Below are 22,755 nucleotides of genomic sequence, written 5' to 3' on the forward strand. Positions count from 1 at the left end.
AAAAAAATGCTTTCGCGCACCGCCGACCACCTTTTCTGGATGTCCCGCTACACCGAGCGGGCGGAGAACACCGCCCGCATGCTGGATGTGAACTACCAGACCTCGCTGCTGCCGCAGTCTGCCGCCGTGGCGCAAGTGGGCTGGGAAGGGCTGCTGGTCATCAGCGAACTCCTGCCCACCTACACCAAGAAATACGGCAAGGAAATCACGCCGCGCAATGTGCTCGACTTCATGGTGCGCGACGAGGCCAACCCGTCGAGCATTGCCGCCTGCCTGAAAGCCGCGCGTGAAAACGCACGCGCCGTGCGCGGCGCGCTCACCACCGAATTCTGGGAAACCCAGAACCAGACCTGGCTGGAACTCGGCCGCATGCTCAAAGCCAAGAATTTCGAGCGCGACCCTAGCGAATTCTTCGAGTGGGTCAAGTTCCGCTCGCACCTTTCACGCGGGGTGGCCATTGGCACCATGCTGCAGGACGAAGCTTTTCACTTCTACCGCATGGGCACCTTCCTGGAACGCGCCGACAACACCGCGCGTCTGCTCGACGTGAAGTTCCACGCTGTTCACAGCGATTTCTTCGGCGCGGCGAGCGAGCTGGATCAGGAGTACGACTTCTACCACTGGAGTGCGATTCTGCGCAGCGTGAGCGGCTTCGAGGTTTACCGCAAGGTGTACCGGGACGTGATCACGCCCGAGCGCGTGGCCGAGCTGCTGATTCTTCGTGCCGACATGCCGCGCAGCCTGGCGGCCAGCCTGAACGAAGTGGTGAACAACCTTGCCGTGGTGTCCAACGAGCACAGCAGCGAAACGCTGCGCCGCGCCGGCAAGCTCAAGGCCGATCTGCAGTACGCCCGCATCGACGAGATTCTGTCCACCGGCCTGCATGCGTACCTTACGCAGTTTCTGGACCGCGTGAACGAACTCGGCGGCCGCATCAGCCAGGACTTTTTGGTTCCTTCACACTGAGCGTGTGCACCATCTGCTCAAACAGTGCGTCTACCGCCGGTAGATGGCGCGACGCCTGGCTTCGGTAGACCGCCACCTCCATCGTTGACAACGGCGGCAGCCCCTGCCGCTCGCCCAGTATGGGCAGGTGTGGCGGCACGCTGCAGCGCGTGAGCACGGCCACCGCCAGGCCGCTCTCCACCGCCGCCAGCTGGCCGGCCAGGCTGGAGCTGTTGTAGACCATGCGGTAGGCGCGCCGCTGTGCGGTGAGCGCAGCGATGGTGGAGCGCCGGGCCTGGCTCGCCTGTTCGTAAACCGCCAGCGGCAGCGGGTCGCGCCGCCAGGCTTCAAATGCCGCCGCGCCCACCCACACCAGGGGCTCATGAAACAGCAGCCTCCCGCGTGAAGGCTTGTCGCGCGAAACAAGCGCCAGGTCGATCTCGCCACGCTGCACCTTGGGGATGAGCGCGGTGGACTGCTCGCAATGCAGTTCGATCTCTACTCCTGCGTGGCGGCTGGCGTAGCTGCGCAGCACCGGCGTGAGGTAAGTGGCCGCGTAGTCGTCGGGCACACCCAGTCGCACGCGGCCGGAAAGTTCAGGGCCGTGCAAGGCTTCCAGCGTTTCGTTGTGCAGCGAGAGCAGGCGGCGCGCGTAGCCGAGCAGCTCGGCCCCCACTGGCGTCACCTCCAGGTGGCGCGGCCCGCGCAGCAGCACCGCCCGGCCCACGGCGTCGTCCAGCTTCTTGATCTGCATGCTCACCGCCGATTGAGAGCGGTGCAGCAAGGGCGCTGCCGCCGAGAGCGAACCGCAGTCGACCACGGTGACGAAGGCGCGCAGCCAGTCGAGTTGCAGATCTGCATGGTTCATGGTGGGATCCAGTATTCGATTGTCGAATGCATGGGATTCTATTTATCCGCTGTACAGAAACACCCCACCACCCGACCATCGGTGAATGAACCCCAGCAGCACCATCTCCCTCAACAGCATTGAAGCCGCCAGCGCGCGCGAACGCAGCGGCATGTGGCTCATGGTGGCCGGTGGCCTGATGCTCGGCACGCTGGGTGTGTTTCTGGAGGAGGCAGGGCAAAGCCCGATCACAGCGGTGTGGTTCCGCTGCGCTTTCGGCTTGCTCGCGCTCACGGCGTGGTTCGCCGCCACACGCCGCTGGGGAGAGTTGCGCCTGGTGGGCGCTGCACGTTTGGCCGCCGTGAGTGCGGGCGTGCTGGCGGTGGTGAACTGGCTGCTGTTCTTCGAGGCCATCGAGCGCACGTCCATCAGCGTGGCCACGGTGGTGGTGCATGTGCAGCCATTTCTGGTGATGGCCTTTGGCGCCTGGTGGTGGAAAGAGCGCATCACCCGCGCGCAGGCGGTTGCCGCGCTGGCTTCACTCATTGGCCTGGCGCTGGCCTCTGGCTGGGTGGACGGTGCGCTCACCGGCGTGGGCTGGTCCAGCAGCTACCTGTGGGGTGTGGCGCTGGCCTTGCTGAACTCGGTGGGCTACGCCGCCCTCACCTTGATCGCCAACCGCGCGCGCGGCGTAAGCCCACTGGCGCTGGCCTGGTGGCAGTGCGCCGTGGGCGCTGTGGTGTTGCTGTGGTGGCCGTTCATGCAAGGCTGGCCACCGGCTGGCCCGGCGTGGGCGTGGCTGGCGGGGCTGGGCGTGATTCACACCGGGCTGGCGTATGTGGTGCTGTATGCCGGTGTGGCCCGCCTCACGGCTGGGCGCGTGGCGGTGCTGCAGTTTGTGTACCCCGCTTCGGCGGTGGCGGTGGACTGGCTGGTGTACGACCGCGCGCTCAGCCCCAGCCAGCTGCTGGGCGTGCTTGTGATGCTGGTGGCCCTGGTGGTGGTGGGCATGCAGCGCGCCCGCCAGGCGTAGCGGGTGGGGCTGAAAGTGTCACGCAAAAGGTGGTATCTTTGCGTGACACATTTCAGAGGCCGCAGGCACCCACCCCATGAGCACGGAAGACATCGACCACCCCGATCGAAGAAGGCAAAGCTGGCGTGAAGGCCTGGCGGTGGGCGCGGGGCTTGGTGTGGCCGCCTTTGCGCTGGCCGTGAGTTTTGGTGTGGCCGCCGTGGCTCAGGGCTGGCCGGCCTGGCTGGTGGTGCTCATGTCGGCCATTGTGTTTGGTGGCGGGGCACAGTTCGCCATCGTGCTGGCGATCGGCGGCGGGGGCGGTGTGCTCGCCGCCATCACCGCAGCCACGCTGATCAACCTGCGTTTTGTGCCCATGGCCATCTCGGCCGCGCGTGCCTTTAGAGGCGGGGCGTGGCGCCGTTCGCTGGAGGCGCAATCGGTGGTGGACAGCTCGTGGGCGCTGGCCCGCCGGCCCGATGGCACGATCGACCGCGAGAAGATGATTGCCGCCACGCTCATGCAGTGGCCGGCGTGGATCGCGGGCACGGCCTTGGGCGCCTTCCTGGCCCCGCCGCCTGAACTGGTGCGCACCCTGGGCATTGACGCCGCCTTTCCCGCCTTCTTCCTCATTTTCGTGCTCGACATCTGGCGCACCGACCCGCACCAGCGTCCCACCATCGTGCTGGCCTTGGTCATTGCCGGTGTGATGTGCTGGTTTGTTCCGCCCAGTAGCGCCTTGTTGTGTGCCGGTCTGGCGGCGCTCCTGGCGTTGCGCTTCAAGAGGAGGGCGCCATGAGCACCATGTTGATCGCCGTGGTGGGCTTCGCCTTGCTCAACTACGCGCTGAAGGCGGCCGGCCCGCTCGCCATGCACAAGCGCACGCTGCCACCCAGCGTAGGCGCCATCATCGACGCGCTGCCGCCGGCTTTGCTGGCCGGCATGCTGGTGGGCGCCGTGGCCGGGCCGCAATGGAGCCTGCTGGACCCCACCCTCCTGGGTGGTCTTGTGGCCGCCGTGCTGGCATGGGCCGCGCGCGCCGGGCCACTGGCCGGCATGCTGGCTTGCGTGATCACCACGGCGCTGTTGCGGGCCTGGCTGTGAAAGGCGCGCAACGCACCGGCCGCGAGGTGGTGGCGTTGCCGCTGCCCCTGCTGGTGAATCTGGTCAACGCGTGGGGCAGCGCGCCACGCAAGGCATGCGGCAAAAGCGCGCAGGCGTATTCCACGCTCTCCGCGTGGCGCGCCACCAGCCCGCTTGCCTGGCGCCAGTTCCCGCGACTGAGCGCCACCCAGCTGGTGGAGGTGGCCGATCTTGTTTACCCCGTGTTTGCCGCAGGCTCCGGGCGCGAATGTGCGCAGAGCCTGAGCCGCCTGGCCGAACAGGCGGGCCTCACGCCCACCATGGCTTCTGAGGGCTGGCGCGTGCGCGAAGCATGGCGCTGTGCCCACGCTGGCCAGGAGCTGCTGGCCGCCGCCGCGCTGGCGCTGCTGGAGCACCTGCGTGCGTCGCCCGACGCCAGCCGCCTCGGCACCTGCCATGGTCAGGCGTGTGCCGACGTGTTTGTAGACCAATCGCCCGCCGGGCTTCGGCAGTTCTGCTCGCTCACCTGCCAGACGCGGCAGCGCACCCGCGCCTACCGTGCCGGCAAGCGCGAAACCGAGGCCAGATCGACCCTGGGCGCCTGAGGCAGAAATCACGCTCAGCGCCCTGGTGTTGTGCCAAACCGGATCAAAAGTCACACACCCGTGTCAACTGCACGGGGCAATCCGCCATAGAAGGCTATGCTGCCCGGAGGCTCGATCAAGGGATACGGGCCTCATGCCATTACGGAGACTTCATGGCCAGCGATCTGGATACCGTCAGGGTGCTGCGGGCCCTGTTCAACGACATGCCGCGAGCGCCGCAGGGCCTGTCGCCCGAGGAAACCCTGGCCTGGGTTCAAAAGTCCATCGACCAGTTCGATGGCGGCGACATGGCCTACATGCTCGAACACATCACCCGCAGCTCCATGCTCGACATCGTGCTGCGCCTGCGGGAAGACGGCTACCTGAAAGACGACATCGCCTTCGCTGAAATCGTCGAACAGCTCGCCACCCCCGAAGGCCGCAAAAACTTCATGGACCGCTGCATCACGGCCCAGAAAAGTGCGGACGCCACATCGCGCCTGATCCACCGCGCCAAACGCGCATGGAGCGATCCGCCACCGCTGTTCAGCTCAGATCCCGCCTTGCTGCAACGCTTCGTGCGGGGCGAACTCACCGGCCCCGGCCCGCTGTACGCCGAATACAAAGCGCGCGAAGACGTGAATGAAATCGGCGTGCTCGCGGAAGCCCCCGACGGCATTCATGAATTCAGCTGGGGCTTCGTGGTGGAAGACCAGGGCGCCTGGCATTTCTACGTCAGCGACGTCTGGCGCAAAGGCACCGTGGGCTGCTTCGAGCGCTTCTACTGCGCCTGGCAACAAGCCACCCGGAGCCACCCCGTGGACAATCAGGGCAACGCCTTGCCCGCTGTGCCGCTCGGCCTGTACATGGAAGACGGCATCGGCAGCTTCAGCAGCCTCACGCTGCAAAGCTGCATCGACTCTCCCGATCCGGCCGTCCGCCAATGGATCGGCGAAGTCTTCATCGACCGCATGCTGCCGCTGATGGCAGCGCGGGCGGTGGATGAGCACTACGACTTTCCGGTGGGCTTGCAGGCGCATTGAGATTGGGCGTCGAGGCGTGATTAGCGCGCCGGTGGACATTGCCGTAGCGACTTGCTTTGGATGGATAGGGCAGAGGGGCTGCTAAGCAGCGAGAGCTGCCCGTCATGAGCCGCGTTCCTACTCACGCTCAAGGGTACCAAACAGTCGCTCGGTAGAGGCCCGACCCGGGGTGCGACCGTCTGCTGTCCGAGGTACAGCGGCCGGACGACTTCCGCACGTCGGGTCGCGCCGTGCCAGTGACCGCTTTCCTACAGTTTGACCTGGCGGTGCCGACCCGAACCGGCTATCTGCTCCTCACATTCATGCTCGTTCAAGCGGTCGTTCACGCTCACGCTAGACCCGTCTGTACGAGGCATCAAAGACGCTCAACACGTTTGGGTTGTAGAAGTCCTTCTTGGGGCTCTTCGGGTTCCCCGGATCGAGGTACCGTGCTTTGGCGTATCGCTCATCCGTCAACAGTGGCTTACGCAGAGCGTGGAATCGGCCGTCCTGTTTGAAGTCGCTATACCGAGCAGCCATCCGCTTGCACAGCTCCCGGTAGTCCCATGGGTACTGCGCTCTCACGTCCTCCTCAGTCAAGGTGACCTTCACCGCGTCGGGGTCCTTGGTGACTTGCACCTTGGGGGCGGCGGAAAGCGTCGACTTCTCCAACTTCAACTGCAAGCGCACAGCGACCGCGAACGGCGACTCGGCATTGCCGGGCACCTTCGCCAGACTTTCAAGGTGCCGGATCAGCCGGCTCTCGTCTGCCGAAACGACGACGCTTTCAGCAGTCGAAGCTGGAGCGATGAAGGACAACGGAAGGATCACATGCAGTGACCGAGACAGGTCTCGAGCGAACCACTGCTTCGTCAGAACGACGAAGTTCTGAACCGCGGCGGCTGACAGCTCCTGCGCCTGCCGCGCAAGCAGCGCGTTCGCAGTAACGAAGTGGACTGAGTTGTCTCGAATCTCGGTGAGGGCCTCGAGGTTGTTCTTCACCTCGACATGAAGCTTCGCCGGTGACTTTTCGAGTTCGACAATGCAGGCACCGAGAGAGATCGTCTGCGCGTTTCCGGCACGGTTGAGCTTCAGGAACAGCTTCTTGCTCGGCCTGCCCGACTTCGTCGGCCGCGCTTGATAGACACGTCTGGCCTTCAGGTCATTCCCCTCATCCTTGACCACTTTGGCCTTGAGCAGGAGTTCCCAGCCGTTCAGCGCCAAGATGGCGAAGGTCTCCGCTCGGTACGCGAACGCCGGCTTGTTGTAGACCTCCACCGCCGCCGTGATGGCAGCGACCGCCTTGTCGACAAGCCTCTGATGCAGTGGGGGGCGCACTTGGCTCTCTCTTTCCCTGCCTACTTTGCGTCGATTCTGCGCCGTAACGCGCCCAACATCTCGGGATCGCGGTCTGGGGCATCTTGGGCATCGTCCTTCGGCGTGAGGGTTTGGCGCAGTGCGAGGTAGGCGACAGCGCACGTTGCGGAGGACCGGCCTCGACGCTCCGATAATGAGCGCCGATGCAACGAATCCACCAAGTCCTGCTGCGTTTCTTCCTCCCCCGGCTTCTGGCACGAGCTTGCCCGGCCACAGTTCACCGCTCCAGCGACGAGGGCATGAAGATCAACTGCTTCAACGTCGTGATGCCCGAAACGGGCGCGCGTCCACGTACGGTGCTGGTAGGCATCACGGCCCCCACCGTCCAAGGGCTCGAGTTCGACGGCCATAGTCATAGGCGCCCTGTCACCGTCCAACTGGACGCGATTGACGCCGCCGCGCTCCAGGTGACGCACTACTACGGGCTCGATGAAGTTCGATACGAAGGCGTTGTCCATCTCGTACTCGGGCAAGGAACCAAGTGGCCGTATCTTTGGCTCCACGCGCTGCGCGTGCAGCGTTGGGTTCTACAGAAGTTGTTCAATGCCCGTCAGATGATGCTCGGCGACCGCCTGACCATACTGAAGGACGTTGCTGAGCTCACCTCGCGGGGCGTTGACAGAATTGGCGCCCTCGAGGTGATGAGCCATCGATATGGCGACCGTTGGGCAGGCCACCCCAACTGGCAGGCGTTCCAGGAACGCCTGGACAGGCAACTGCAGCTGCTCGCCGAGGCTGGCGACCTGTCGACATCGGACAACTACAGCTTTCGCCTGACTGGTCAGGGCGTACGGACCCTAGATGAGCGGCGAGACGCCTCTCGGAAGCACGGCGCTAACTGGTGGATGCAATTCGCGGGGTGGGTCGTCGCCGCAGCCGCTTTGGTGTTCGCCGCAGCGCAGGCGAACTTTCTGAAGCTGCCCACTGTGCTCGACCTGCAGAAGGAGAAGGCGAACGGTGGTAAGGCGGCGAGTGCGGCGAGCACCGCTGCGCCTCAACCGTCCGTGGCACGCCCTGCGGTGGTGCCGCCCAGTACCACCTCCTCGGCATCTTCGTTCGCGACGATCCCCGCACCAGCCGCATCAGCGTCTCGACTTCAGCCTGCATTGTCTGCTGCGTCTCGCTGACGTGAGCATCACTACCCCCTGGCGTCTCCATCCAGCGCGCTCGGGCTAAGCTGGGTGCCCTAGAGCTGTCCTTCGCGAATGACTCTTCTTGGCCGACAGTGCTCGGCCGCCCCAGCATCCGAAAGCTGACCTTCGCCGCAGCGATCCGAGAGGTTCCTCACCCTGCGCCCCGCGGCCCGGCACGCCCGAGAGCGCAACCTAAGCGGCCCTCAACTTTGTGGAGACCGTCATGGGAACCACTCATCGGGAGCCGTGGAACAAGGGCAAGATCGTCGGACAGAAGGCGCCCTTCAAGGTCAAGGACATATGGGCGCTTCGCGTCAGGCTGCAGATGCAGGGTCGTGCGCGGGAGCTGGCGCTCTTCAACCTTGGCATCGACAGCAAGCTTCGGGGCTGCGACCTTATCGGCCTGAGGGTCCGCGACGTCTGCCACGGCGATCAAGTGGCGGCGCGTGCACTGGTCATGCAGCACAAGACCGAGCGTCCTGTTCAGTTCGAGATCACGCCGGCTACCAGAGAGGCGGTGCAGGCCTGGATCAAGCGTGCAGGGCTGAAGCCGGAAGACTACCTGTTCCCCAGCCGCATCCACGGCTCGCCGCACCTGGGCACCCGTCAGTACGCTCGCATTCTTGGGCGTTGGGTGGAGGAGCTCGGGCTGGACCCAGCCGAGTACGGCACCCACTCGATGCGGCGGACGAAGGCGACGCTGATCTATCGGCGCACCAAGAACCTTCGAGCGGTGCAGCTGCTGCTCGGGCACTCCAAGCTCGAGTCGACCGTCAAGTACCTCGGCATCGAGGTCGATGACGCGCTCGAAATTTCTGAGCAGACGGAAATCTGAGTCAGCCCTTGAACCGGAGCGGCCGCACCTGTCGCCGTGACGGGGCGTCCGCCCTGAATGCCAGCTTTGTGGCGGGCGGCCGATCGAGAGGTCTTGGCCATCTGCAGACGTTCAGTACCGGCAGCATTCCGGCACTTCATCGACCTGCACCACGCGGCGCCGATCATGCACGTGCGCGCAACTCCCTCACGCCGCGGCCCAGCTTGCGACGCAACAAGGCCCGAAGGGTCACACCGTCGGAGTAGCCAATCTGTGCGGCGATTTGGTCGACGCTCTGGCTGCCGGTTCGCAGCAGATGCACCGCACGCTCGACGCGCAGATCCTGGAAGTACGAGAGGGGTGTCTTGCCCAACACGCTTTGCACGCGCCGCGCCAAGGTGCGTTCACTGGCGCCCGCTGCGACGGCCGCATCGGCGAGAGAGAACCCGTGCGCGAGTTGCTGCCTGGCCCAGCCTTCAAAGCGCTCGACCACCGGGTCGGCATGGGCTAGGTGATCGGGGATCACGAACTCAGCTTGCGAGCCGCGGGCCTCTACCAGCAGGTATCGCGCCGCCAGAGCCGCCAGCGCCGGGCTACGGCTGCGCACGACGCTCAATGCCAGGTCGAGATGAGCCAAGGCGGCGCCGGCCGTGGTGAAGCCGGCCGAACTCACAAGCATGCGGGACTCGTCGAGCGCCACGTGCGGATAGCGCTGCCGAAACATTGGCGCCAGCCACCACGAAGTTGTGGCGCGCTGGCCATCTAGCAGCGCGCTCTCCGCCAGCAAGAAGGTGCCGGTGCAGGCGGCGCCAGTGGCCGCGCCGGCGCTTGACCATTGCTGCAACGCGACGACTGCGTCGGCCACGTCCGCATGCGCGAGACGCGCGGCGAGCGCGTCTGGCATCTTGGCGCCGAGCGCGGGCACCAGAACAACGTCAGGGTTCTGCACGCGGTGCACTGGCACGACCGGTACCGTCAGACCGTGCGCGGTGCGCACGCGACGCCGAACGCCGACTACCGTGACGTCGACGGGCGGCGGCGCCTGTGCGAGCGAGCCCGCCAGTTCATTGGCCGTGCTCAGTGTGTCCATGAGTGCAGCAAGACCCAGGTCGAACACGCCATCGAGAACAAGAAGGTGTAGATTCATGGCAGAAATGATATCAATGTTGGCATTCCTGCCACTCGCGGAAACTGCCGCCGCGCCCGAGACTTAGGACGCGCCAACGCTGTCACCCGTTCAACCAGAGGATCACTCCATGACCAAGTTCGCCCTGTTCGTCCGCCTCGAAGCCAAGCCTGGCCAGGAAGCCGCCGTTGCCGACTTTCTGCGAGGCGCGTTGCCGCTCGCCAACGCCGAGTCGGGCACCACCGCCTGGTTCGCATTGAAGTTCGGCCCATCGACGTTCGGCGTCTTTGACGCTTTTGCGGACGAGGCCGGCCGCGAGGCTCACCTGCACGGCCCGATTGCCGCCGCGTTGATGGCGAACGCAGGCGCCTTGCTCAGTACACCGCCGAACATCGAGAGGATCGATCTGCTGGCGGCGAAATTGCCTGGCTGACGAGCTGACCACGGCGGCAAATGTGAAGCTCCGTATGGCTTGAGTGATCGGGATGAAGAGGTCCTGTCCTCGTGGGCCGCTCCTTCAAACCGATCCCAATTGAACCGCTCTTGCCGGCGGTGGCCGCGTCGAAGTAGTCCCGGCCACAAACCGCCCGTGGGAGCGGGCGGCTAGCCCGCACGGTCTCAACCCGCGCGCTGCGCCTTTATCGCCCTGACTACCGTCTACCCGTGTGTGCCCTCCACGGGGCGGCCGGCGTACCGGTCCGACCGCTTCGTGACGCCGGATTCAGGGCCGTGGATGTCGGTTCAGGGTCGTCGGCCGCCCTCCCCGCTTGGTCAAAGCTGCCGCTCGCGATCAAGGCTCCCGTCGACCGGCGGGCTTGATTGACTCGGCTACCCTTGAATGACGGCTGTCAACCTCGAGCAGTCGATCAAGGCCGGAGTGGTCGAGCGACCGGTTGTGTCGGCAGCCGCCGTTCGGGCCGCGAACGCGAGTGACTGGGTCCAGTCTAAATCCGCCCTCCAGCGCCGCCCTTCCAAATCCTCCGCACCTCGAAACCATCCCGCTTGACACCGTCCGCCATACCGTCACTGTGGTAGCGCGGTAGAGCGGAGGCGCGTGGCTGAAGGGGAGGGCGCTGGGTCACAAGCACAATGCACGCTTTCAGCTGACAGTGGAGAGCTTGACGATGGATGACGACGCAGCGAAGGTGCAGGCTTGGGCTGAATGGCTTGGGGCACACGCCGTTCCCGTGTTTACCGTGGGCTTGATCGTGCTGCTCGTGGTGGCCACCTCGGCGCTTCTCCTGTTCAGGCGCCATGGCGTGCGCATGGTGGGCGGCAAGCTTTCGCGCGGCATGCTGCTGAGCATCTGCCTGGCGGTTGGCGCGGGGATGCTGATGGCGACGGCCTCGGTGTTCGCCGAGATGATGGAAGTGTTCGAGGCAGACGATGAGATCGGCCTCTTCGATTCGCGACTCACCGAGACGCTTTCGCGCGAACTGTCCGCTTCCACCCTGCGCGTCTTCGGGACGCTCACCCACCTGGGGGACCCGATCACGCTGACCGCGCTGGTCATGGTGGTTGCCGTTCTGATGCTCGTGCGCCGGCAGACCACGCTGGCGTTTGGCTGGGTCTTGGCTTGCGCCGGGGGCGCGCTGCTGAACCGGGGGCTGAAGCAGATCTTCGAGCGGGTGCGGCCTATTCACGATCACGGGTTTGCGGTGGCCGAGGGCTACAGCTTTCCCAGCGGGCACACCTCCGGCGCGGTGGTGGTGTACGGGATGCTTGCCTACCTTTGCATGCGTTTGCTGCCTTCGCGCTGGCATCTGCCTGCTGTGTTGCTGGGCACCACGCTGGCCTTCAGCACGGGCTGGAGCCGCGTGTTCCTGCAGGTGCACTGGGCGAGCGATGTGGTGGCTGGGTTTGCGTCCGGGCTGGCGTGGGTGACGGTGTGTGTCGTGGCGATGGAGATTGCCCGTCGAAGCCCGCACACCCTGTTCAGTAGCCGCTAAAAAACCACCCGCAACCACGGCCAGCGCGATCGGTACGACTCGGCCTTCTTCAGAAACAGTTCGCGGTGCGGCGTGCGCGGGTTCATGGTGAGCACGCCTTCGTACAGCTGCTCCAAGCCGTTGGGGGCATACAGCTCGCCGGGTCGCACGCCCACGCAGGTGGCGGGTACCAGGAAGCGATCGATGCCTTCCCGGCTGTTGCGCAGTGCTGCATAGGGCTCGCCGAAATACGACTCGTACCAGAGGTGCACGCGCGCCTGGTTGGACACTTCCACGGTGATGCCCAGATCGCCCAGCGCATCGCTCACCCGCGCCTGCACCTGGCGTTCGGCCGCCGCGCTGGTGTCGGTGGTGTCGAAGTAAAAGAGGTCGTAGTCCTTGATGCCTGCCTCGGGCGCATGGCCGCTGTGCAGGTTCCACACGGTCTGGAAAAGGCAGCCCGCCACCAGCCAGCCGTCTGGCAGGGCCAGGCTGGGCCAGCGTTCCAGAATGGCGCGGTTGTGGCGGTTGGTGAGGATGTCGGCGAAAAAGCGGTCTTGCATGACAAGCGATTGGAAAGGCGTGAATTCACCGGGCGAGGCGGGTGATGGCCGTAAAACCTTTCAGGGTTTGCAGCACACCGGCCACCGCAGCTTCATGGGGTTCCGCGGTTCGGTGAGCCAGCGCCAGTTCGCGCATCAGCAGCGGGCTGAGCGGGCGCACCTGCAGTCCGGCACCTGGCCGCGCTTCCAGTGGGTCTTCCAGCGGCAACACGGCCACGCCCTGGCCGGCGGCCGCGAGGCTCTTGAGTGCAAGAGGGTAATTCACCTCCATGCTCGGGCGTGGGTTCAGACCCGCGCGGCCGAACCAAGCCGCAATCAGCTTGTGCATCTGCGTGCTCGCGTCAAAGCCCATCCACCCATGTTCAGCCAGCCATTGCGGCGTGATGCGCGCCGGCACCTTCCAGCCCGCCGGCAGGAAGGCCACCATCTGATCTCGGCGCCAGGGCACCAGCTTCACGCCGGGCGCGGGCTTTTGCGGCAGCGCGACGATGGCGATATCGATCGTGCCGGCGCGCAGGCGTGCCATGGAAGCCTCTGAGCCCAGCACCTCCAGCTTCACGTTCACCCCGAGTCGTTCGCGTGCCAGCGCTTCCAGCGCACGCGGCAGCAGCAGGGGGCTCACGCCGGCGGTGGTGCCCAGGCGAACCAGGCCGGCGTGGCCATCGGCGCGCCGCTTCACTTCATCGAGCATGTCGTCCGCGTCTGCCAGCAAACGCCGGCCCTTCTGCACCAGCAGTTCCCCTGCGGATGTAAGGCTGGCCTGGCGGCGACCTCGATGCACCAGCGTGGCGCCGATGCGCGATTCAAGCTCGCTCAGGTGCAGGCTGATGGTGGGCGCGGCCAGGTGCAGGGCCTGCGCGGCAGCGGCCAGCGTGCCCAGGTCAGCGATGGCCACCAGCGTCTGCAATTGATCGAGGTTGAGGTTTCGCATCAGGATTCCTAAAGTCAAGATTCAGATCATTCAACTTTACGGATGTTAGGCCACCAAAGACCATGCGGGCTTTCCATCATGATCTCCAACGACGTCTTCTTCATTGTCTTGCTGGCGGCACTGCTCAATGCCGGCTGGAACAGCGCCATCAAGATCGGCGGTGACCGCATCAGCGTGATGGCCATCACCACGTTGATCGGCAGCGGCATCTCGTTGTGCGCGCTGCCCTGGGTGGCGATGCCGGCGCCAGAGAGCTGGGGCTGGCTCGCCCTCTCCGTGGCCATCCACACCGTCTACCACCTCGTGCTGCCCATTGCCTACCGCCACGGCGATCTCGGTCAGGTGTATCCCATCGCCCGGGGTTCCGCGCCGCTGCTGGTGGTGATTGGTGGTGTGGTGCTCGCGGGGGAATGGCCAGGCAATGGCGCCCTGCTGGGCGTGGTGGTGCTGAGTGGCGGTGTGCTGGCACTGGGCTGGTGGGGCCGCGCCCATCCGCCCGGCGCGAGCCGCAGGCCCGTTGGCTACGCGTTGCTCACCGGCCTGCTCATTGCGGCTTACACCGTGGTGGACGCAATGGGCGCCAGGGCGGCGGCCTCGGCCGTGGGCTTTGCGGTGCTCGTCACCTTGCTCGACGGCATTGCCACCGCCCTGGTAGTGCTTCGGTGGAAGGGCACCCAGGTCTTTAAAGTGGACCGCAAGACCTGGATGCTGTGCGCCCTGGCAGGCACCATGCAGATGGGCGCCTACTGGATCGTGGTGTGGGCACTGGCCCGCGCCCCGATGGGCGCGGTGTCCGCACTGCGGGAGACAAGCGTGCTCTTCGTGGCACTCATCTCCGCCTTCGTGTTGAAGGAAGGGCTTAGCGCTCGCCGGCTGTTGTCGGCGGCGGTGGTGTTTGCGGGGATCGTGTTGATCCGGTTCAGTCCAGCGTGACGTTGGCTTCCTTCACCAGTCTGCCGAATTTCTCAGTCTCGTTCTTGATGGTCTGCGCCATCTGATCCGGACTGTCGCCAATCGGGTCTGCACCGATGTCGGCCATGCGCGCCCGGAACTCGGGTGACTTGATGATCTTCACCATCTCGGCGTTGAGACGGGCAACGATGTCCTTGGGCGTGGCGGCTGGCGCCAGTACCCCGAACCAGGTGCCGATGTTGAAATCCTTGAGACCGGCCTCGGCGAGCGTGGGCACGTCGGGCAGGGCTGGAGAACGGGTGGCGGTGGTCACCGCCAGGGGGCGCAGCTTGCCGGCTTTGATGTGGGGCAACACGGGTGTGATGGTGTCGAAAGACAAGAGGATTTGCCCGCCAAGAAGGTCGGTGGCGAGAGGGCCGCTGCCTTTGTAGGCGATGTGCGCCATCTTCGCGCCCGTGCTGTTCTGAAACTGGGTGCCGATCAGGTGCTGCGCCGTGCCATTGCCGTTGGAACCGTAGTTGGCCTTGGCGGGGTCCGACTTGAGCAGGGCAACGAGTTCGCTCAGGTTCTTCGCGGGCGTGCTGGCATTGACCACCAGCACATTGGGCACCATGGCGATGGTGGTGATGGGCGTGAGGTCCTTCTGAAAGTCGTAGGGCAGCTTCTTGTAGACGCTGGTGGCTATGGTGTGGTGCACGGCGCCCACAAGCAGGGTGTAGCCGTCGGGCCTGGCCTTGGCGACGAAGTCCGCACCAATGGTGGCCCCGGCACCGGGCTTGCTTTCAATGACCACGGGTTGCCCCAGGCTTTGCTGAAGCCGCTCGCCCAGTGCGCGGGCCAGCACGTCGGTGGTACCACCGGCCGGAAAGGGCACGATCAGGGTGACGGGCCGGGCGGGCCAGGCTTGTGCCATGGCACCGGTTACCGTGAGGGTGGTCGCCAGGGCCACACCTTGAACGAAGAGGCGGCGGGGAATGGAACGGGTGGTCTTCATGCAGGTCTCCAGTGGTTGTTGGTCTTTGAATCGGCGGCTCAGGCGGCCCTGCGTTGCTGGCGGTTGGCCAGCAGTTCGCACACCGCCTGCGTCACGTCGACGGTGGTGGCGGTGCCGCCCAGGTCGCGGGTGTGCAGGGCGGGGTTGGCGGTGACCTGTTCTATGGCGTTCATCAGGCGTTGCGCAGCTTCAAACTCGCCCAGGTGCTCGAGCAGCATCACGCAGCTCCAGAAGGTGCCCACTGGGTTGGCCAGGCCCTTGCCCATGATGTCGAACGCTGAACCATGGATGGGCTCGAACATCGACGGGTAGCGGTGCTCGGGGTCAATGTTGCCGGTGGGGGCAATGCCCAGGCTGCCCGCGAGCGCGGCGGCCAGGTCGCTCAGGATGTCGGCATGCAGGTTGGTGGCGACGATGGTGTCCAGCGTGGCCGGGCGGTTGACCATGCGGGCCGTGGCGGCGTCCACGAGTTCCTTGTCCCAGGTGACGTCGGGAAACTCCCTGGCAATTTCCACCGCGATCTCGTCCCACATCACCATGGCGTGGCGCTGCGCATTGCTCTTGGTGATTACCGTGAGCTGCTTGCGGGGGCGGGATTGGGCCAGCTTGAACGCAAAACGCATGATCCGCTCCACGCCCACGCGGGTCATCATGGTGACGTCCGTCGCGGCTTCGATCGGGTGGCCCTGGTGCACGCGCCCACCCACGCCGGCGTATTCGCCCTCGGAGTTCTCGCGCACGATCACCCAGTTCAGGTCTTCCGACTTGCAGCGTTTCAGCGGCGCGTCGATGCCGGGCAAGATGCGCGTGGGTCGCACGTTGGCGTATTGATCGAAGCCCTGGCAGATCTTCAGGCGCAGGCCCCACAGCGTGATGTGGTCGGCGATGTCCGGGTCTCCCGCAGAGCCGAACAAGATGGCGTCTTTCTCTCGCAGCGCGTTCAGGCCATCGGCCGGCATCATCACGCCGTGCTGGCGGTAGTAGCCGCCGCCCCAGTCAAAGTCTTCAAACTGAAAACGGAACTGATGGCTGGCACTGGCAAGCGCTTCCAGCACTTGTTGGCCGGCAGGAACCACTTCCTTGCCGATGCCGTCTCCCGGGATGGTTGCGATGGCGTAAGTTTTCATGGTGGTGGTCTTGAGCGGGGATGAACGATGGCGTGACTGTAGGGAGTCGACATGTTTTTGAAACGCCGATAAAGTGAATCCATCGTTAACCTGAATTCAACAGTGGGACCGCCATGAATCAAGCCATCCAGCCTTCGGATCTGGGGTTCTTCTCTGTGCTGGCCAGCGCGGGCAGCCTGAGTGCGGCCGCGCGTGAGCTGGGCATTACCACCCCGGCAGTCAGCAAGCATCTGGCGTTGATGGAGTTGCGGGTGGGTGTGGCACTGGTCAACCGCACCACACGGCGCATGAGCCTCACCCCTGAGGGAGAGGTCTATCTGTTGCACGCACGCCGCATCCTGGGTGAGATCGACGACATGCAGGCATTGCTGGGTGTCTCACGCTCCACGCCCACCGGCCTGCTTCGGGTGAATGCCACGCTGGGCTTTGGGCGGAGCCATGTGGCGCCGCTCATCTCGCGGTTTGCGCGCAAGCACCCGCAGGTGGAAGTGCAGTTGCAACTGTCGGTGAATCCGCCGCCGCTGACGGAGGACACGTTCGATGTGTGCGTCCGGTTCGGTGCGCCACCCGACTCGCGCGTGATCGCGCGCCACCTTGCGCCCAACCGGCGCCTTCTTTGTGCGGCGCCTGCCTACCTCGCGAAGCATGGCATGCCCAAGGTTCCGAACGACCTGGCGCGCCACAACTGCATCGGCATTCGCCAGGGCGAAGAGGCCTATGGCGTGTGGCGACTCTCCAGTGGAAGGGGCAAACTGGTGAAGACCGAAGCTGTGAAAACGCGAGGCAACCTGTCCACCAACGACGGCGAGATCGCCGTGAACTGGGCGCTGGATGGTCATGGAATTCTGATGCGAGCCGAGTGGGACATTGAACGCCACCTGCGCAACGGCCGCCTGGTGCAGGTGTTGCCGCAGTACTTCACGCCCGATGCTTCCATCCACGCTGTTTACCCGCAGCGGCACCAGCTTGCTGCGAGGGTGCGGGCGTTCGTGGATTTCCTCACCGTGTCGTTTTCGCAGCAGATGGCGACAGGGCGGGGCCGGCCTTCGGCTTAGCGCCCTCTGCCGAAAGCCCGGTGCCATACTGGCCGTCCTTGCCTCTTTCACAGGACCTCACCCATGCGCGGCATGCTCGATTTCAGCTCCTGGTACGCGATCTTCACCACGCTATTTGGCCTGGTGCTGGTGTCGCTGGTTTTCGTCGGCATCCGCCTGGTGTTCATGCAGACCTTCCAGCGCAAGCGTGAGCGCGAGAACCGGCAGATCAACGAACGGTTGAAGGTGTTGATCGCGGCCTACAAGACGCTGGGTGGTTCTTTTACCGGGGTGCTCACGGTCGATCCGGCGCACCTTCGCGATCTGCGGCGCGATGCCGATACCGACGAAGAGAGTGAGATCGATGCGATGGCGAGTGCTTCCGAGCGCCGCCGTCGCATTCGGGATGCCGTGGAGGCGGCGCTGTCCGACATCATCCTGCTGGGTACCGAAGAACAGGTGCGCCTGGCCGCGAACGCCGCGAACGAAATGGTGGCGGGTCGCAATGTGGAGGTGGCTGCGCTGGTGGTGTCGCTGCGCAACTTTATTCGCCAGGCGCTGGACTTGACGCCGGTGCCCGCAGACATGGCGGTACCCAACCAGGGGCCGCTGCGCGTGAACGCGGCGGGTGGGGGCGCGCGGCGCGGCGGCGGTGCGGAAGCACGGGGTGGTGGCCGCGGGGGAGGCGGTGGCGCCGGTGGTGGTGCCGGCATGGGCGTAGGCATGGGCGTGGGTGCCGGCGGCGGCGCTGCGGTGGCTGGCAGCGCGCAAACAACCGACACGCCCTGAATCAGGCGAGCGACGCTCGCATCAACGGCTTTTCACCCTCTGCCTCTGCCGGCCCAGCACGTTGCTGCCCAGTTCCACCACATCGCCTGAGTTCAGGTACCTCGGCGGCTTCATGCCCATGCCGACGCCGCTTGGCGTGCCCGTGGTGATGAGGTCGCCGGGGCGCAGCGTCATCACCCTGCTGCAGTAACTCACCAGTTGCGCGCAGCTGAAGATCATGTCGCGGGTGTTGCCGGTCTGCATGCGCTGGCCATTCACGTCGAGCCAGAGATCGATCTGCTGCGGGTCTCCCACTTCTTCGGCAGTGACGAGCCAGGGACCGATGGGGCCGAACGTATCGAAGCCTTTGCCTTTGCTCCACTGGCCGCCGCTGCGCTCAATCTGGAAGCTGCGTTCAGACACGTCGTTGGCCAGGCAGTAACCCGCCACGTGGTCCAGGGCCTCGTGTTCGGAAACATCGCGCGCCTCTTTGCCGATCACCACGGCCAGCTCCACTTCCCAGTCCGTTTTGGTGGACCCGTTGGGCAGCAGGGTGTCGTCGTTGGGCCCGCAGATGCAGCTGACCCATTTGGCGAACAGAATCGGTTCGGCGGGAATGGGCAGACCTGCTTCGGCTGCGTGGTCGTGGTAGTTCAGTCCTATGCCCACGTAGGTGCCGATGCCTGTCCACGGCGCGCCGAGGCGCGGGTTGCCGTGAACAATGGGCAGCTTCGAGGCATCGAGCACTCGCAATGACTTCAACCCTTCGGGGGAAAGAGTGGCGGGAGAGATGTCGTCAAGTACCGACGACAGGTCACGAATGTGGCCATCGCTGTCGAGGAGGCCTGGCCGCTCGTGCCCCGCGGGTCCATGTCGCAGAAGTTTCATGCTTCACCTCCCGACTTGCGTTCCAGCAAACGCGCCATGGCGGTGCTCAGTCCCTGGTGCGGCTTGATCGGCGGCGGCGCAAAGCTGCCGCTGCGTGCAAGGCCGGGCCGCAGGGCCACCAGCGACTCGGCATGGCGGACCGCACTGGAGACGCCATCGACCGAGGGAACGGGCAGGCGTCCCTTCAGTGAGCGCGCCAGTCCGGCCAGTGGCGCACCCGCGAGCACAATGACGTCGGCCCCATCTTCTGCCACGCATCGCTCGGCCAGGGCAACCAGTCGTTCCCCCTGGTTGCCCTGCACGTTACCGATGTCCTGCAGCGGTTCATCGAGCCCGCGGATGCTGGCGAGCCGGCCTTCAAGTCCGTAGGCATGAACGGTTTCCCGGTACCACGCGCGAATGCGCTGCGAGATGGCAACGATGGAGAAGCGGTTGCCGAGCAGGCACGCGCTGGCCAGTGCCGCTTCGGTGAGGCCGGTGACCGGGCAGTCCAGCACTTCGCGCAGTGCTGGCAAGCCTGGGTCGCCGAAGGCCGCCACCACCACCGCATCAAAGCGTTCGTGGTGTTGCGCGACCAGTTCGGCGGTGGCAAATGCGCCGATCATGGCCTCGAAGCGGGTTTCGATGTACGCCACACCGAACGGCGCGGTCAGCACCTCGATCTGCGTGTCGGGTGAAGCGCTGCGCTCAGCCTCGACCCGGATCAGGTCAGAAACACTCTGCGAGATGTTCGGGTTGATGAGCAGGATGCGTTTCATCGTGTCATTTCAGCAGGTTGGGAAGCGTCATGGCGATTGCCGGAATAAAGGTGGTCAGCAGCACCACCACAATCTCGCACAGCACAAAGGGTATGGCCCATTTCGCTGCTTTGGCGAAAGATACATTGCCCATCTGCGCAGCCAGGAAAAGTCCCACTCCCACCGGGGGTGTGAGGTGTGCCAGCGAGAGGTTCACCGTCATGGCGGCGCCGAACTGGATCAGGTCCATGTCGATCGCCAGTAGGGTGGGCTTGAACAGCGGTACCAGCAAGTACATGGCCGCGATGGGTTCGAGGAACATGCCGGAGAGAAAGATGATGAACTGCATGACCAGCAAGATCACGACCCTGCTGCCACCGCTCACGGCGTGCAGCATCTGGTCAAGCAACTGGGCGACGCCCTGCGTCTGCAGCACCCATGCAAACACCGCCGACATGGCGATCATCATGCCGATGACACCGATGGTTTTGCCCGACTGAAAGAACACTTCGGGCATGTCCTCCCAGCGGATCTGCCTGTAGACGAGGCGGTCCACGATGATGATGTAGACCACCGCCACGGCAGCGGCCTCTGTGGCGGTGAATACGCCCGAGTAAATGCCGCCCAGGATGATCACCGGTGCCATGAGGCCCCAGAAGGCCTCGCGCAGGGCCTTGAAGAAGATCGGCCAGGAGCGCTGGACATCGGCCGGTCGATAGCCTTTCACGATGGACACTGTGACGGTGTAGCCGCCCAGCAGCAGGAGCATGAGCAGGCCGGGTATCACGCCCGAGGCGAAGAGCTTGGGAATGGATGTTTCCGTGATCACGCCATAGATGATGAAGCTGATCGAAGGCGGAATCACCACGCCGAAGGTGCAGCCCGCCGCGACCACCGCGACCGCAAATGGCCGTGGGTAGCCGGAGTTCGCCATGGCCCCAATGAGGAAGCTCAGAGCGGCCACCGTGGCGATGTTGGAGCCACTCATGGAGCCGAGCACACAGCCGGTGACCAGGGTGGTGAGCGCCAGACCACCGGGCATGCGCCCGAAGATGATTTCGGTCAGGCTAACAAGGCGTGCTGCCACGCCGGTGCGCGTCATCAGGTTGCCCGCAATGATGAAGAGCGGCGTGGCCAGCAGCGTGAACGAGTCGAGCGAGCTCGACACCACAAACGGCATCATGCTTAGCGGTGCAGCTTCCAGCACGACCATGGTGAACAGCGTAGCGCCGCCCAGTGCCACGAAGACTGGCGCATTGAGCGCCAGAAGGCCGAAGAAAACGAAGAAGCCAATGACGGCCGGGTTGCTCAGGAGTTCCATTTCGAGTGTCCTAGTTCTTTGCGGTCGTCTGCGTTCATTCGGCCTGGGCGTTCCGGGGGTGGTAGGCCCCTGCCTTGAATCCTTGCGCGGTGCGCAGGATGGCAAGCACGTAAGCCACCAGGGCAATACCGTTGATCACCCACACAGGAATACCCGACGCCAGGCTGGTCTGCCCGCTCTCCAGTGCCTGTTGGGTGGACTCCATGCTCTGCCACGCCAGAACCATCAGCACGGTGATGACCAGCACCGTGACCAGGACCTCCACAAAGCGCTGGCCGCCCGGCGAGAACTTGTGCACCAGCAATGGAATGCCGCCGTGCTGGTTGTTGCGGCAGCCTGCGGCCGCACCCACCAGCGCAGCCCACAGGAACAGGTACCGGGCCAACTCCTCGGACCACGCCATTGGCTGCGAGAACACGAACCGCGAGAGCACCCCCGCGAAAACCAGCACGACGATGCCGGCACACGCCAGTGCAATGAACCAGAACTCGGCGCGATCCAGCCAGTGCCCGGCGCGTGCCAGTGGGCCGGTGGACTTTTCTGTTGTGGGGGTGCTGCTCATGGCGAGAACTCCAGGGTGACGTTGGGGATCAGGGCTTGCGGACTCGTGCGACTTCCGATTCGACAAGCTTCATGAGGTCTTCGCCAATCTGCTTGCGAAAGCCCGGCATGACGGGTTCCAGCTTGGCTTTGAAAGCGTTGAGCTCGGTAGTGGTCGGTGTGTACACGTTCACGCCGGCGGCCTGCATCTTCTTCACGAGGTCGGCCTCTTCGTCGTCGGCCACCTTGCGCTGGTGGGCCATGGCTTCGGTCGCGGCCTTGCGCACAAGGGTCTTGTCGGCCTCGGACAGCTTGGACCAGAACGTGTTGCTGGCGATGAAGCCCACCGCCTCGAACGAGAAGTTCACCACCGAGATGTTCTTGCTCACCTCGTAGAAGCGCGACGAATAGATAAGCGGAATGGGCGAGATGCCGCCGTCGATGGCGCCTGCCTGCAGGGCGGAGAACACTTCGGCAAAGTTCATGGCCACCGGGTTCGCACCAATGGCTTTCCACGAGTCGAGGTACAGGTTGAGGCCCGGTGTTCGGATCTTGACGCCCTTCAGATCGTCCGGCGCTTTCATTGGGCCCTTGTTCGTGTAGAGCTGGAAGAAACTGCCTGAACCCCAGCCCAGCGCGTGCAGGTTGCGCGACTGCAAGTGTTTGTTCAGGCGCTCGCCAATTGCGCCGTCCATCACCGCCATGGCGGTTTTCGAATCAGGGAACACCCAGGGCACGGACATCACCATGAAATCGGGATGCAGCTGGGCGAGCCAGGGCGTGGTCTTCATGATGATTTCCACCGCACCCGCTTGCGCCATTTCAAGCTCCACGCGGTCGTTGCGGCCGGAGAGCACGCCGTTGGCATGGATCTCCACCTGGTGGCGACCGCCGCTTTCGCGTTCCACGATCTCCTTGAATCGTTTGGCGCCCACGACCCAGTTGGAAGTGTCGGCCACGTTGGTGGCAATCTTGATCTTGGCCGCCATGGCTGGCAGGGCCAGCAGTGTGGACAGGCCGGCAACGGCGAGCATTCGAGTCAGTTGTGACATGGGAATTTCTCCTTCGG

At 64.7% G+C, this 22,755-nt stretch carries 25 protein-coding genes; 13 read left to right on the forward strand and 12 right to left on the reverse strand.

Translation table 11 applies throughout. The annotated features are described in order from the left end of the window. Positions 1-6: 6 nt before the first annotated feature. Complete coding sequence (locus CAP37_RS05170) at positions 7-966, forward strand: alpha-E domain-containing protein (RefSeq protein WP_086123194.1); 960 nt, start codon at positions 7-9, stop codon at positions 964-966. Here CAP37_RS05170 and CAP37_RS05175 read toward each other — a convergent pair. Next, positions 935-1,813 carry a LysR family transcriptional regulator gene (locus CAP37_RS05175; RefSeq protein WP_179190144.1) on the reverse strand — a complete coding sequence of 293 codons (879 nt, stop codon included), beginning with the start codon at positions 1,811-1,813 and terminating at the stop codon, positions 935-937. The genes CAP37_RS05170 and CAP37_RS05175 overlap by 32 nt on opposite strands. Before the next feature lie 85 nt (positions 1,814-1,898). Between CAP37_RS05175 and CAP37_RS05180 the strand changes: the two genes are divergently transcribed. The 5 genes from CAP37_RS05180 to CAP37_RS05200 all read left to right on the forward strand — a co-directional run bounded on the left by CAP37_RS05180 (position 1,899) and on the right by CAP37_RS05200 (position 5,514). Continuing rightward, positions 1,899-2,825 (forward strand): DMT family transporter, encoded by a 927-nt coding sequence (locus CAP37_RS05180; RefSeq protein ID WP_143435884.1) that lies wholly within the window; start codon positions 1,899-1,901, stop codon positions 2,823-2,825. Between the two features lie 76 nt (positions 2,826-2,901). Next, on the forward strand, positions 2,902-3,603 hold the full coding sequence (locus CAP37_RS05185; protein WP_086123196.1) for an AzlC family ABC transporter permease: 702 nt from the start codon (positions 2,902-2,904) through the stop codon (positions 3,601-3,603). Further along, positions 3,600-3,908, forward strand: a complete 309-nt coding sequence (locus CAP37_RS05190) for an AzlD domain-containing protein (protein ID WP_086123197.1) — start codon at positions 3,600-3,602, stop codon at positions 3,906-3,908. Before CAP37_RS05185 ends, CAP37_RS05190 begins: the two co-directional genes overlap by 4 nt. Beyond that, positions 3,869-4,492 carry a CGNR zinc finger domain-containing protein gene (locus tag CAP37_RS05195; RefSeq protein ID WP_179190145.1) on the forward strand — a complete coding sequence of 208 codons (624 nt, stop codon included), beginning with the start codon at positions 3,869-3,871 and terminating at the stop codon, positions 4,490-4,492. The genes CAP37_RS05190 and CAP37_RS05195 overlap by 40 nt, the downstream gene beginning before the upstream one ends. 152 nt (positions 4,493-4,644) lie before the next feature. Next, positions 4,645-5,514, forward strand: a complete 870-nt coding sequence (locus CAP37_RS05200; protein WP_086123199.1) for a hypothetical protein — start codon at positions 4,645-4,647, stop codon at positions 5,512-5,514. A 333-nt stretch (positions 5,515-5,847) separates the two neighbouring features. On the opposite strand, the gene CAP37_RS05205 is transcribed toward CAP37_RS05200, so the two are convergent. Further along, positions 5,848-6,831, reverse strand: coding sequence for a DUF3644 domain-containing protein (locus CAP37_RS05205; RefSeq protein WP_086123200.1), 984 nt, complete (start codon positions 6,829-6,831; stop codon positions 5,848-5,850). Between the two features lie 182 nt (positions 6,832-7,013). On the opposite strand from CAP37_RS05205, the gene CAP37_RS05210 reads away from it, so the two are divergent. After that, positions 7,014-7,997, forward strand: a complete 984-nt coding sequence (locus CAP37_RS05210; RefSeq protein WP_086123201.1) for a hypothetical protein — start codon at positions 7,014-7,016, stop codon at positions 7,995-7,997. A 229-nt stretch (positions 7,998-8,226) separates the two neighbouring features. Then, positions 8,227-8,838 carry a tyrosine-type recombinase/integrase gene (locus CAP37_RS05215; protein WP_086123202.1) on the forward strand — a complete coding sequence of 204 codons (612 nt, stop codon included), beginning with the start codon at positions 8,227-8,229 and terminating at the stop codon, positions 8,836-8,838. Between the two features lie 163 nt (positions 8,839-9,001). Here the strand turns inward: CAP37_RS05215 and CAP37_RS05220 are convergent, their stop codons facing one another. Beyond that, the gene (locus CAP37_RS05220; protein WP_086123203.1) at positions 9,002-9,964 is read right to left on the reverse strand and encodes a helix-turn-helix domain-containing protein; all 963 of its coding nucleotides are present in this window, start codon (positions 9,962-9,964) and stop codon (positions 9,002-9,004) included. A gap of 109 nt (positions 9,965-10,073) precedes the next feature. Here CAP37_RS05220 and CAP37_RS05225 point away from each other — a divergent pair, with 109 nt between their 5' ends. Together CAP37_RS05225 and CAP37_RS05230 are read left to right on the forward strand one after the other, a co-directional pair. After that, positions 10,074-10,376, forward strand: a complete 303-nt coding sequence (locus CAP37_RS05225) for a putative quinol monooxygenase (protein ID WP_086123204.1) — start codon at positions 10,074-10,076, stop codon at positions 10,374-10,376. Between the two features lie 691 nt (positions 10,377-11,067). After that, positions 11,068-11,892, forward strand: a complete 825-nt coding sequence (locus CAP37_RS05230) for a phosphatase PAP2 family protein (protein ID WP_086123205.1) — start codon at positions 11,068-11,070, stop codon at positions 11,890-11,892. Here CAP37_RS05230 and CAP37_RS05235 read toward each other — a convergent pair. After that, positions 11,889-12,434 carry a nucleotidyltransferase family protein gene (locus tag CAP37_RS05235; protein ID WP_086123206.1) on the reverse strand — a complete coding sequence of 182 codons (546 nt, stop codon included), beginning with the start codon at positions 12,432-12,434 and terminating at the stop codon, positions 11,889-11,891. The genes CAP37_RS05230 and CAP37_RS05235 overlap by 4 nt on opposite strands. Positions 12,435-12,459: 25 nt before the next feature. Next, a complete protein-coding gene (locus CAP37_RS05240; protein ID WP_086123207.1) occupies positions 12,460-13,365 on the reverse strand; it encodes a LysR family transcriptional regulator in 906 nt (301 codons plus the stop codon). 78 nt (positions 13,366-13,443) lie between these two features. Between CAP37_RS05240 and CAP37_RS05245 the strand changes: the two genes are divergently transcribed. Beyond that, the gene (locus CAP37_RS05245) at positions 13,444-14,298 is read left to right on the forward strand and encodes a DMT family transporter (RefSeq protein ID WP_086123208.1); all 855 of its coding nucleotides are present in this window, start codon (positions 13,444-13,446) and stop codon (positions 14,296-14,298) included. On the opposite strand, the gene CAP37_RS05250 is transcribed toward CAP37_RS05245, so the two are convergent. Together CAP37_RS05250 and CAP37_RS05255 are read right to left on the reverse strand one after the other, a co-directional pair. Next, positions 14,285-15,271 (reverse strand): tripartite tricarboxylate transporter substrate binding protein, encoded by a 987-nt coding sequence (locus CAP37_RS05250; RefSeq protein ID WP_086123209.1) that lies wholly within the window; start codon positions 15,269-15,271, stop codon positions 14,285-14,287. The genes CAP37_RS05245 and CAP37_RS05250 overlap by 14 nt on opposite strands. A 38-nt stretch (positions 15,272-15,309) precedes the next feature. Beyond that, a complete protein-coding gene (locus CAP37_RS05255; protein WP_086123210.1) occupies positions 15,310-16,398 on the reverse strand; it encodes a tartrate dehydrogenase in 1,089 nt (362 codons plus the stop codon). 113 nt (positions 16,399-16,511) lie between these two features. Between CAP37_RS05255 and CAP37_RS05260 the strand changes: the two genes are divergently transcribed. Both CAP37_RS05260 and CAP37_RS21665 read left to right on the forward strand, forming a co-directional pair. Beyond that, complete coding sequence (locus CAP37_RS05260; protein WP_086123211.1) at positions 16,512-17,453, forward strand: LysR substrate-binding domain-containing protein; 942 nt, start codon at positions 16,512-16,514, stop codon at positions 17,451-17,453. A 63-nt stretch (positions 17,454-17,516) separates the two neighbouring features. Then, the gene (locus CAP37_RS21665) at positions 17,517-18,221 is read left to right on the forward strand and encodes a hypothetical protein (protein ID WP_086123212.1); all 705 of its coding nucleotides are present in this window, start codon (positions 17,517-17,519) and stop codon (positions 18,219-18,221) included. Between the two features lie 21 nt (positions 18,222-18,242). Here CAP37_RS21665 and CAP37_RS05270 read toward each other — a convergent pair whose 3' ends face one another. Genes CAP37_RS05270 through CAP37_RS05290 form a run of 5 tightly spaced genes read right to left on the reverse strand, consistent with a single transcriptional unit; the run spans position 18,243 to position 22,738 of the window. Further along, positions 18,243-19,088 (reverse strand): fumarylacetoacetate hydrolase family protein, encoded by an 846-nt coding sequence (locus CAP37_RS05270; RefSeq protein WP_086123213.1) that lies wholly within the window; start codon positions 19,086-19,088, stop codon positions 18,243-18,245. Next, positions 19,085-19,846: an aspartate/glutamate racemase family protein gene (locus CAP37_RS05275; protein WP_086123214.1), complete on the reverse strand. Its 762-nt coding sequence runs from the start codon at positions 19,844-19,846 to the stop codon at positions 19,085-19,087. The genes CAP37_RS05270 and CAP37_RS05275 overlap by 4 nt, the downstream gene beginning before the upstream one ends. A 4-nt stretch (positions 19,847-19,850) precedes the next feature. Then, positions 19,851-21,146 carry a TRAP transporter large permease gene (locus CAP37_RS05280; RefSeq protein WP_086123215.1) on the reverse strand — a complete coding sequence of 432 codons (1,296 nt, stop codon included), beginning with the start codon at positions 21,144-21,146 and terminating at the stop codon, positions 19,851-19,853. A 34-nt stretch (positions 21,147-21,180) separates the two neighbouring features. Further along, positions 21,181-21,708 (reverse strand): TRAP transporter small permease, encoded by a 528-nt coding sequence (locus CAP37_RS05285; RefSeq protein WP_086123216.1) that lies wholly within the window; start codon positions 21,706-21,708, stop codon positions 21,181-21,183. A gap of 28 nt (positions 21,709-21,736) precedes the next feature. Beyond that, on the reverse strand, positions 21,737-22,738 hold the full coding sequence (locus tag CAP37_RS05290) for a TRAP transporter substrate-binding protein (RefSeq protein ID WP_086123217.1): 1,002 nt from the start codon (positions 22,736-22,738) through the stop codon (positions 21,737-21,739). Positions 22,739-22,755 lie beyond the last annotated feature (17 nt).

This window comes from Hydrogenophaga sp. IBVHS1 (assembly GCF_002127265.1).
In the GTDB taxonomy this organism is placed as follows: Bacteria; Pseudomonadota; Gammaproteobacteria; order Burkholderiales; family Burkholderiaceae_C; genus Hydrogenophaga.

What these genes read in the sequence shown, in the direction of transcription:
- CAP37_RS05170 (WP_086123194.1), top strand. Translation starts at nt 7, where the DNA reads ATGCTTTCGCGCACCGCCGACCACCTTTTCTGGATGTCCCGCTACACC.
- CAP37_RS05175 (WP_179190144.1), bottom strand. Translation starts at nt 1,813, where the DNA reads ATGAACCATGCAGATCTGCAACTCGACTGGCTGCGCGCCTTCGTCACC.
- CAP37_RS05180 (WP_143435884.1), top strand. Translation starts at nt 1,899, where the DNA reads ATGAACCCCAGCAGCACCATCTCCCTCAACAGCATTGAAGCCGCCAGC.
- CAP37_RS05185 (WP_086123196.1), top strand. Translation starts at nt 2,902, where the DNA reads ATGAGCACGGAAGACATCGACCACCCCGATCGAAGAAGGCAAAGCTGG.
- CAP37_RS05190 (WP_086123197.1), top strand. Translation starts at nt 3,600, where the DNA reads ATGAGCACCATGTTGATCGCCGTGGTGGGCTTCGCCTTGCTCAACTAC.
- CAP37_RS05200 (WP_086123199.1), top strand. Translation starts at nt 4,645, where the DNA reads ATGGCCAGCGATCTGGATACCGTCAGGGTGCTGCGGGCCCTGTTCAAC.
- CAP37_RS05210 (WP_086123201.1), top strand. Translation starts at nt 7,014, where the DNA reads ATGCAACGAATCCACCAAGTCCTGCTGCGTTTCTTCCTCCCCCGGCTT.
- CAP37_RS05215 (WP_086123202.1), top strand. Translation starts at nt 8,227, where the DNA reads ATGGGAACCACTCATCGGGAGCCGTGGAACAAGGGCAAGATCGTCGGA.
- CAP37_RS05220 (WP_086123203.1), bottom strand. Translation starts at nt 9,964, where the DNA reads ATGAATCTACACCTTCTTGTTCTCGATGGCGTGTTCGACCTGGGTCTT.
- CAP37_RS05225 (WP_086123204.1), top strand. Translation starts at nt 10,074, where the DNA reads ATGACCAAGTTCGCCCTGTTCGTCCGCCTCGAAGCCAAGCCTGGCCAG.
- CAP37_RS05230 (WP_086123205.1), top strand. Translation starts at nt 11,068, where the DNA reads ATGGATGACGACGCAGCGAAGGTGCAGGCTTGGGCTGAATGGCTTGGG.
- CAP37_RS05235 (WP_086123206.1), bottom strand. Translation starts at nt 12,434, where the DNA reads ATGCAAGACCGCTTTTTCGCCGACATCCTCACCAACCGCCACAACCGC.
- CAP37_RS05240 (WP_086123207.1), bottom strand. Translation starts at nt 13,365, where the DNA reads ATGCGAAACCTCAACCTCGATCAATTGCAGACGCTGGTGGCCATCGCT.
- CAP37_RS05245 (WP_086123208.1), top strand. Translation starts at nt 13,444, where the DNA reads ATGATCTCCAACGACGTCTTCTTCATTGTCTTGCTGGCGGCACTGCTC.
- CAP37_RS05250 (WP_086123209.1), bottom strand. Translation starts at nt 15,271, where the DNA reads ATGAAGACCACCCGTTCCATTCCCCGCCGCCTCTTCGTTCAAGGTGTG.
- CAP37_RS05255 (WP_086123210.1), bottom strand. Translation starts at nt 16,398, where the DNA reads ATGAAAACTTACGCCATCGCAACCATCCCGGGAGACGGCATCGGCAAG.
- CAP37_RS05260 (WP_086123211.1), top strand. Translation starts at nt 16,512, where the DNA reads ATGAATCAAGCCATCCAGCCTTCGGATCTGGGGTTCTTCTCTGTGCTG.
- CAP37_RS21665 (WP_086123212.1), top strand. Translation starts at nt 17,517, where the DNA reads ATGCGCGGCATGCTCGATTTCAGCTCCTGGTACGCGATCTTCACCACG.
- CAP37_RS05270 (WP_086123213.1), bottom strand. Translation starts at nt 19,088, where the DNA reads ATGAAACTTCTGCGACATGGACCCGCGGGGCACGAGCGGCCAGGCCTC.
- CAP37_RS05275 (WP_086123214.1), bottom strand. Translation starts at nt 19,846, where the DNA reads ATGAAACGCATCCTGCTCATCAACCCGAACATCTCGCAGAGTGTTTCT.
- CAP37_RS05280 (WP_086123215.1), bottom strand. Translation starts at nt 21,146, where the DNA reads ATGGAACTCCTGAGCAACCCGGCCGTCATTGGCTTCTTCGTTTTCTTC.
- CAP37_RS05285 (WP_086123216.1), bottom strand. Translation starts at nt 21,708, where the DNA reads ATGAGCAGCACCCCCACAACAGAAAAGTCCACCGGCCCACTGGCACGC.
- CAP37_RS05290 (WP_086123217.1), bottom strand. Translation starts at nt 22,738, where the DNA reads ATGTCACAACTGACTCGAATGCTCGCCGTTGCCGGCCTGTCCACACTG.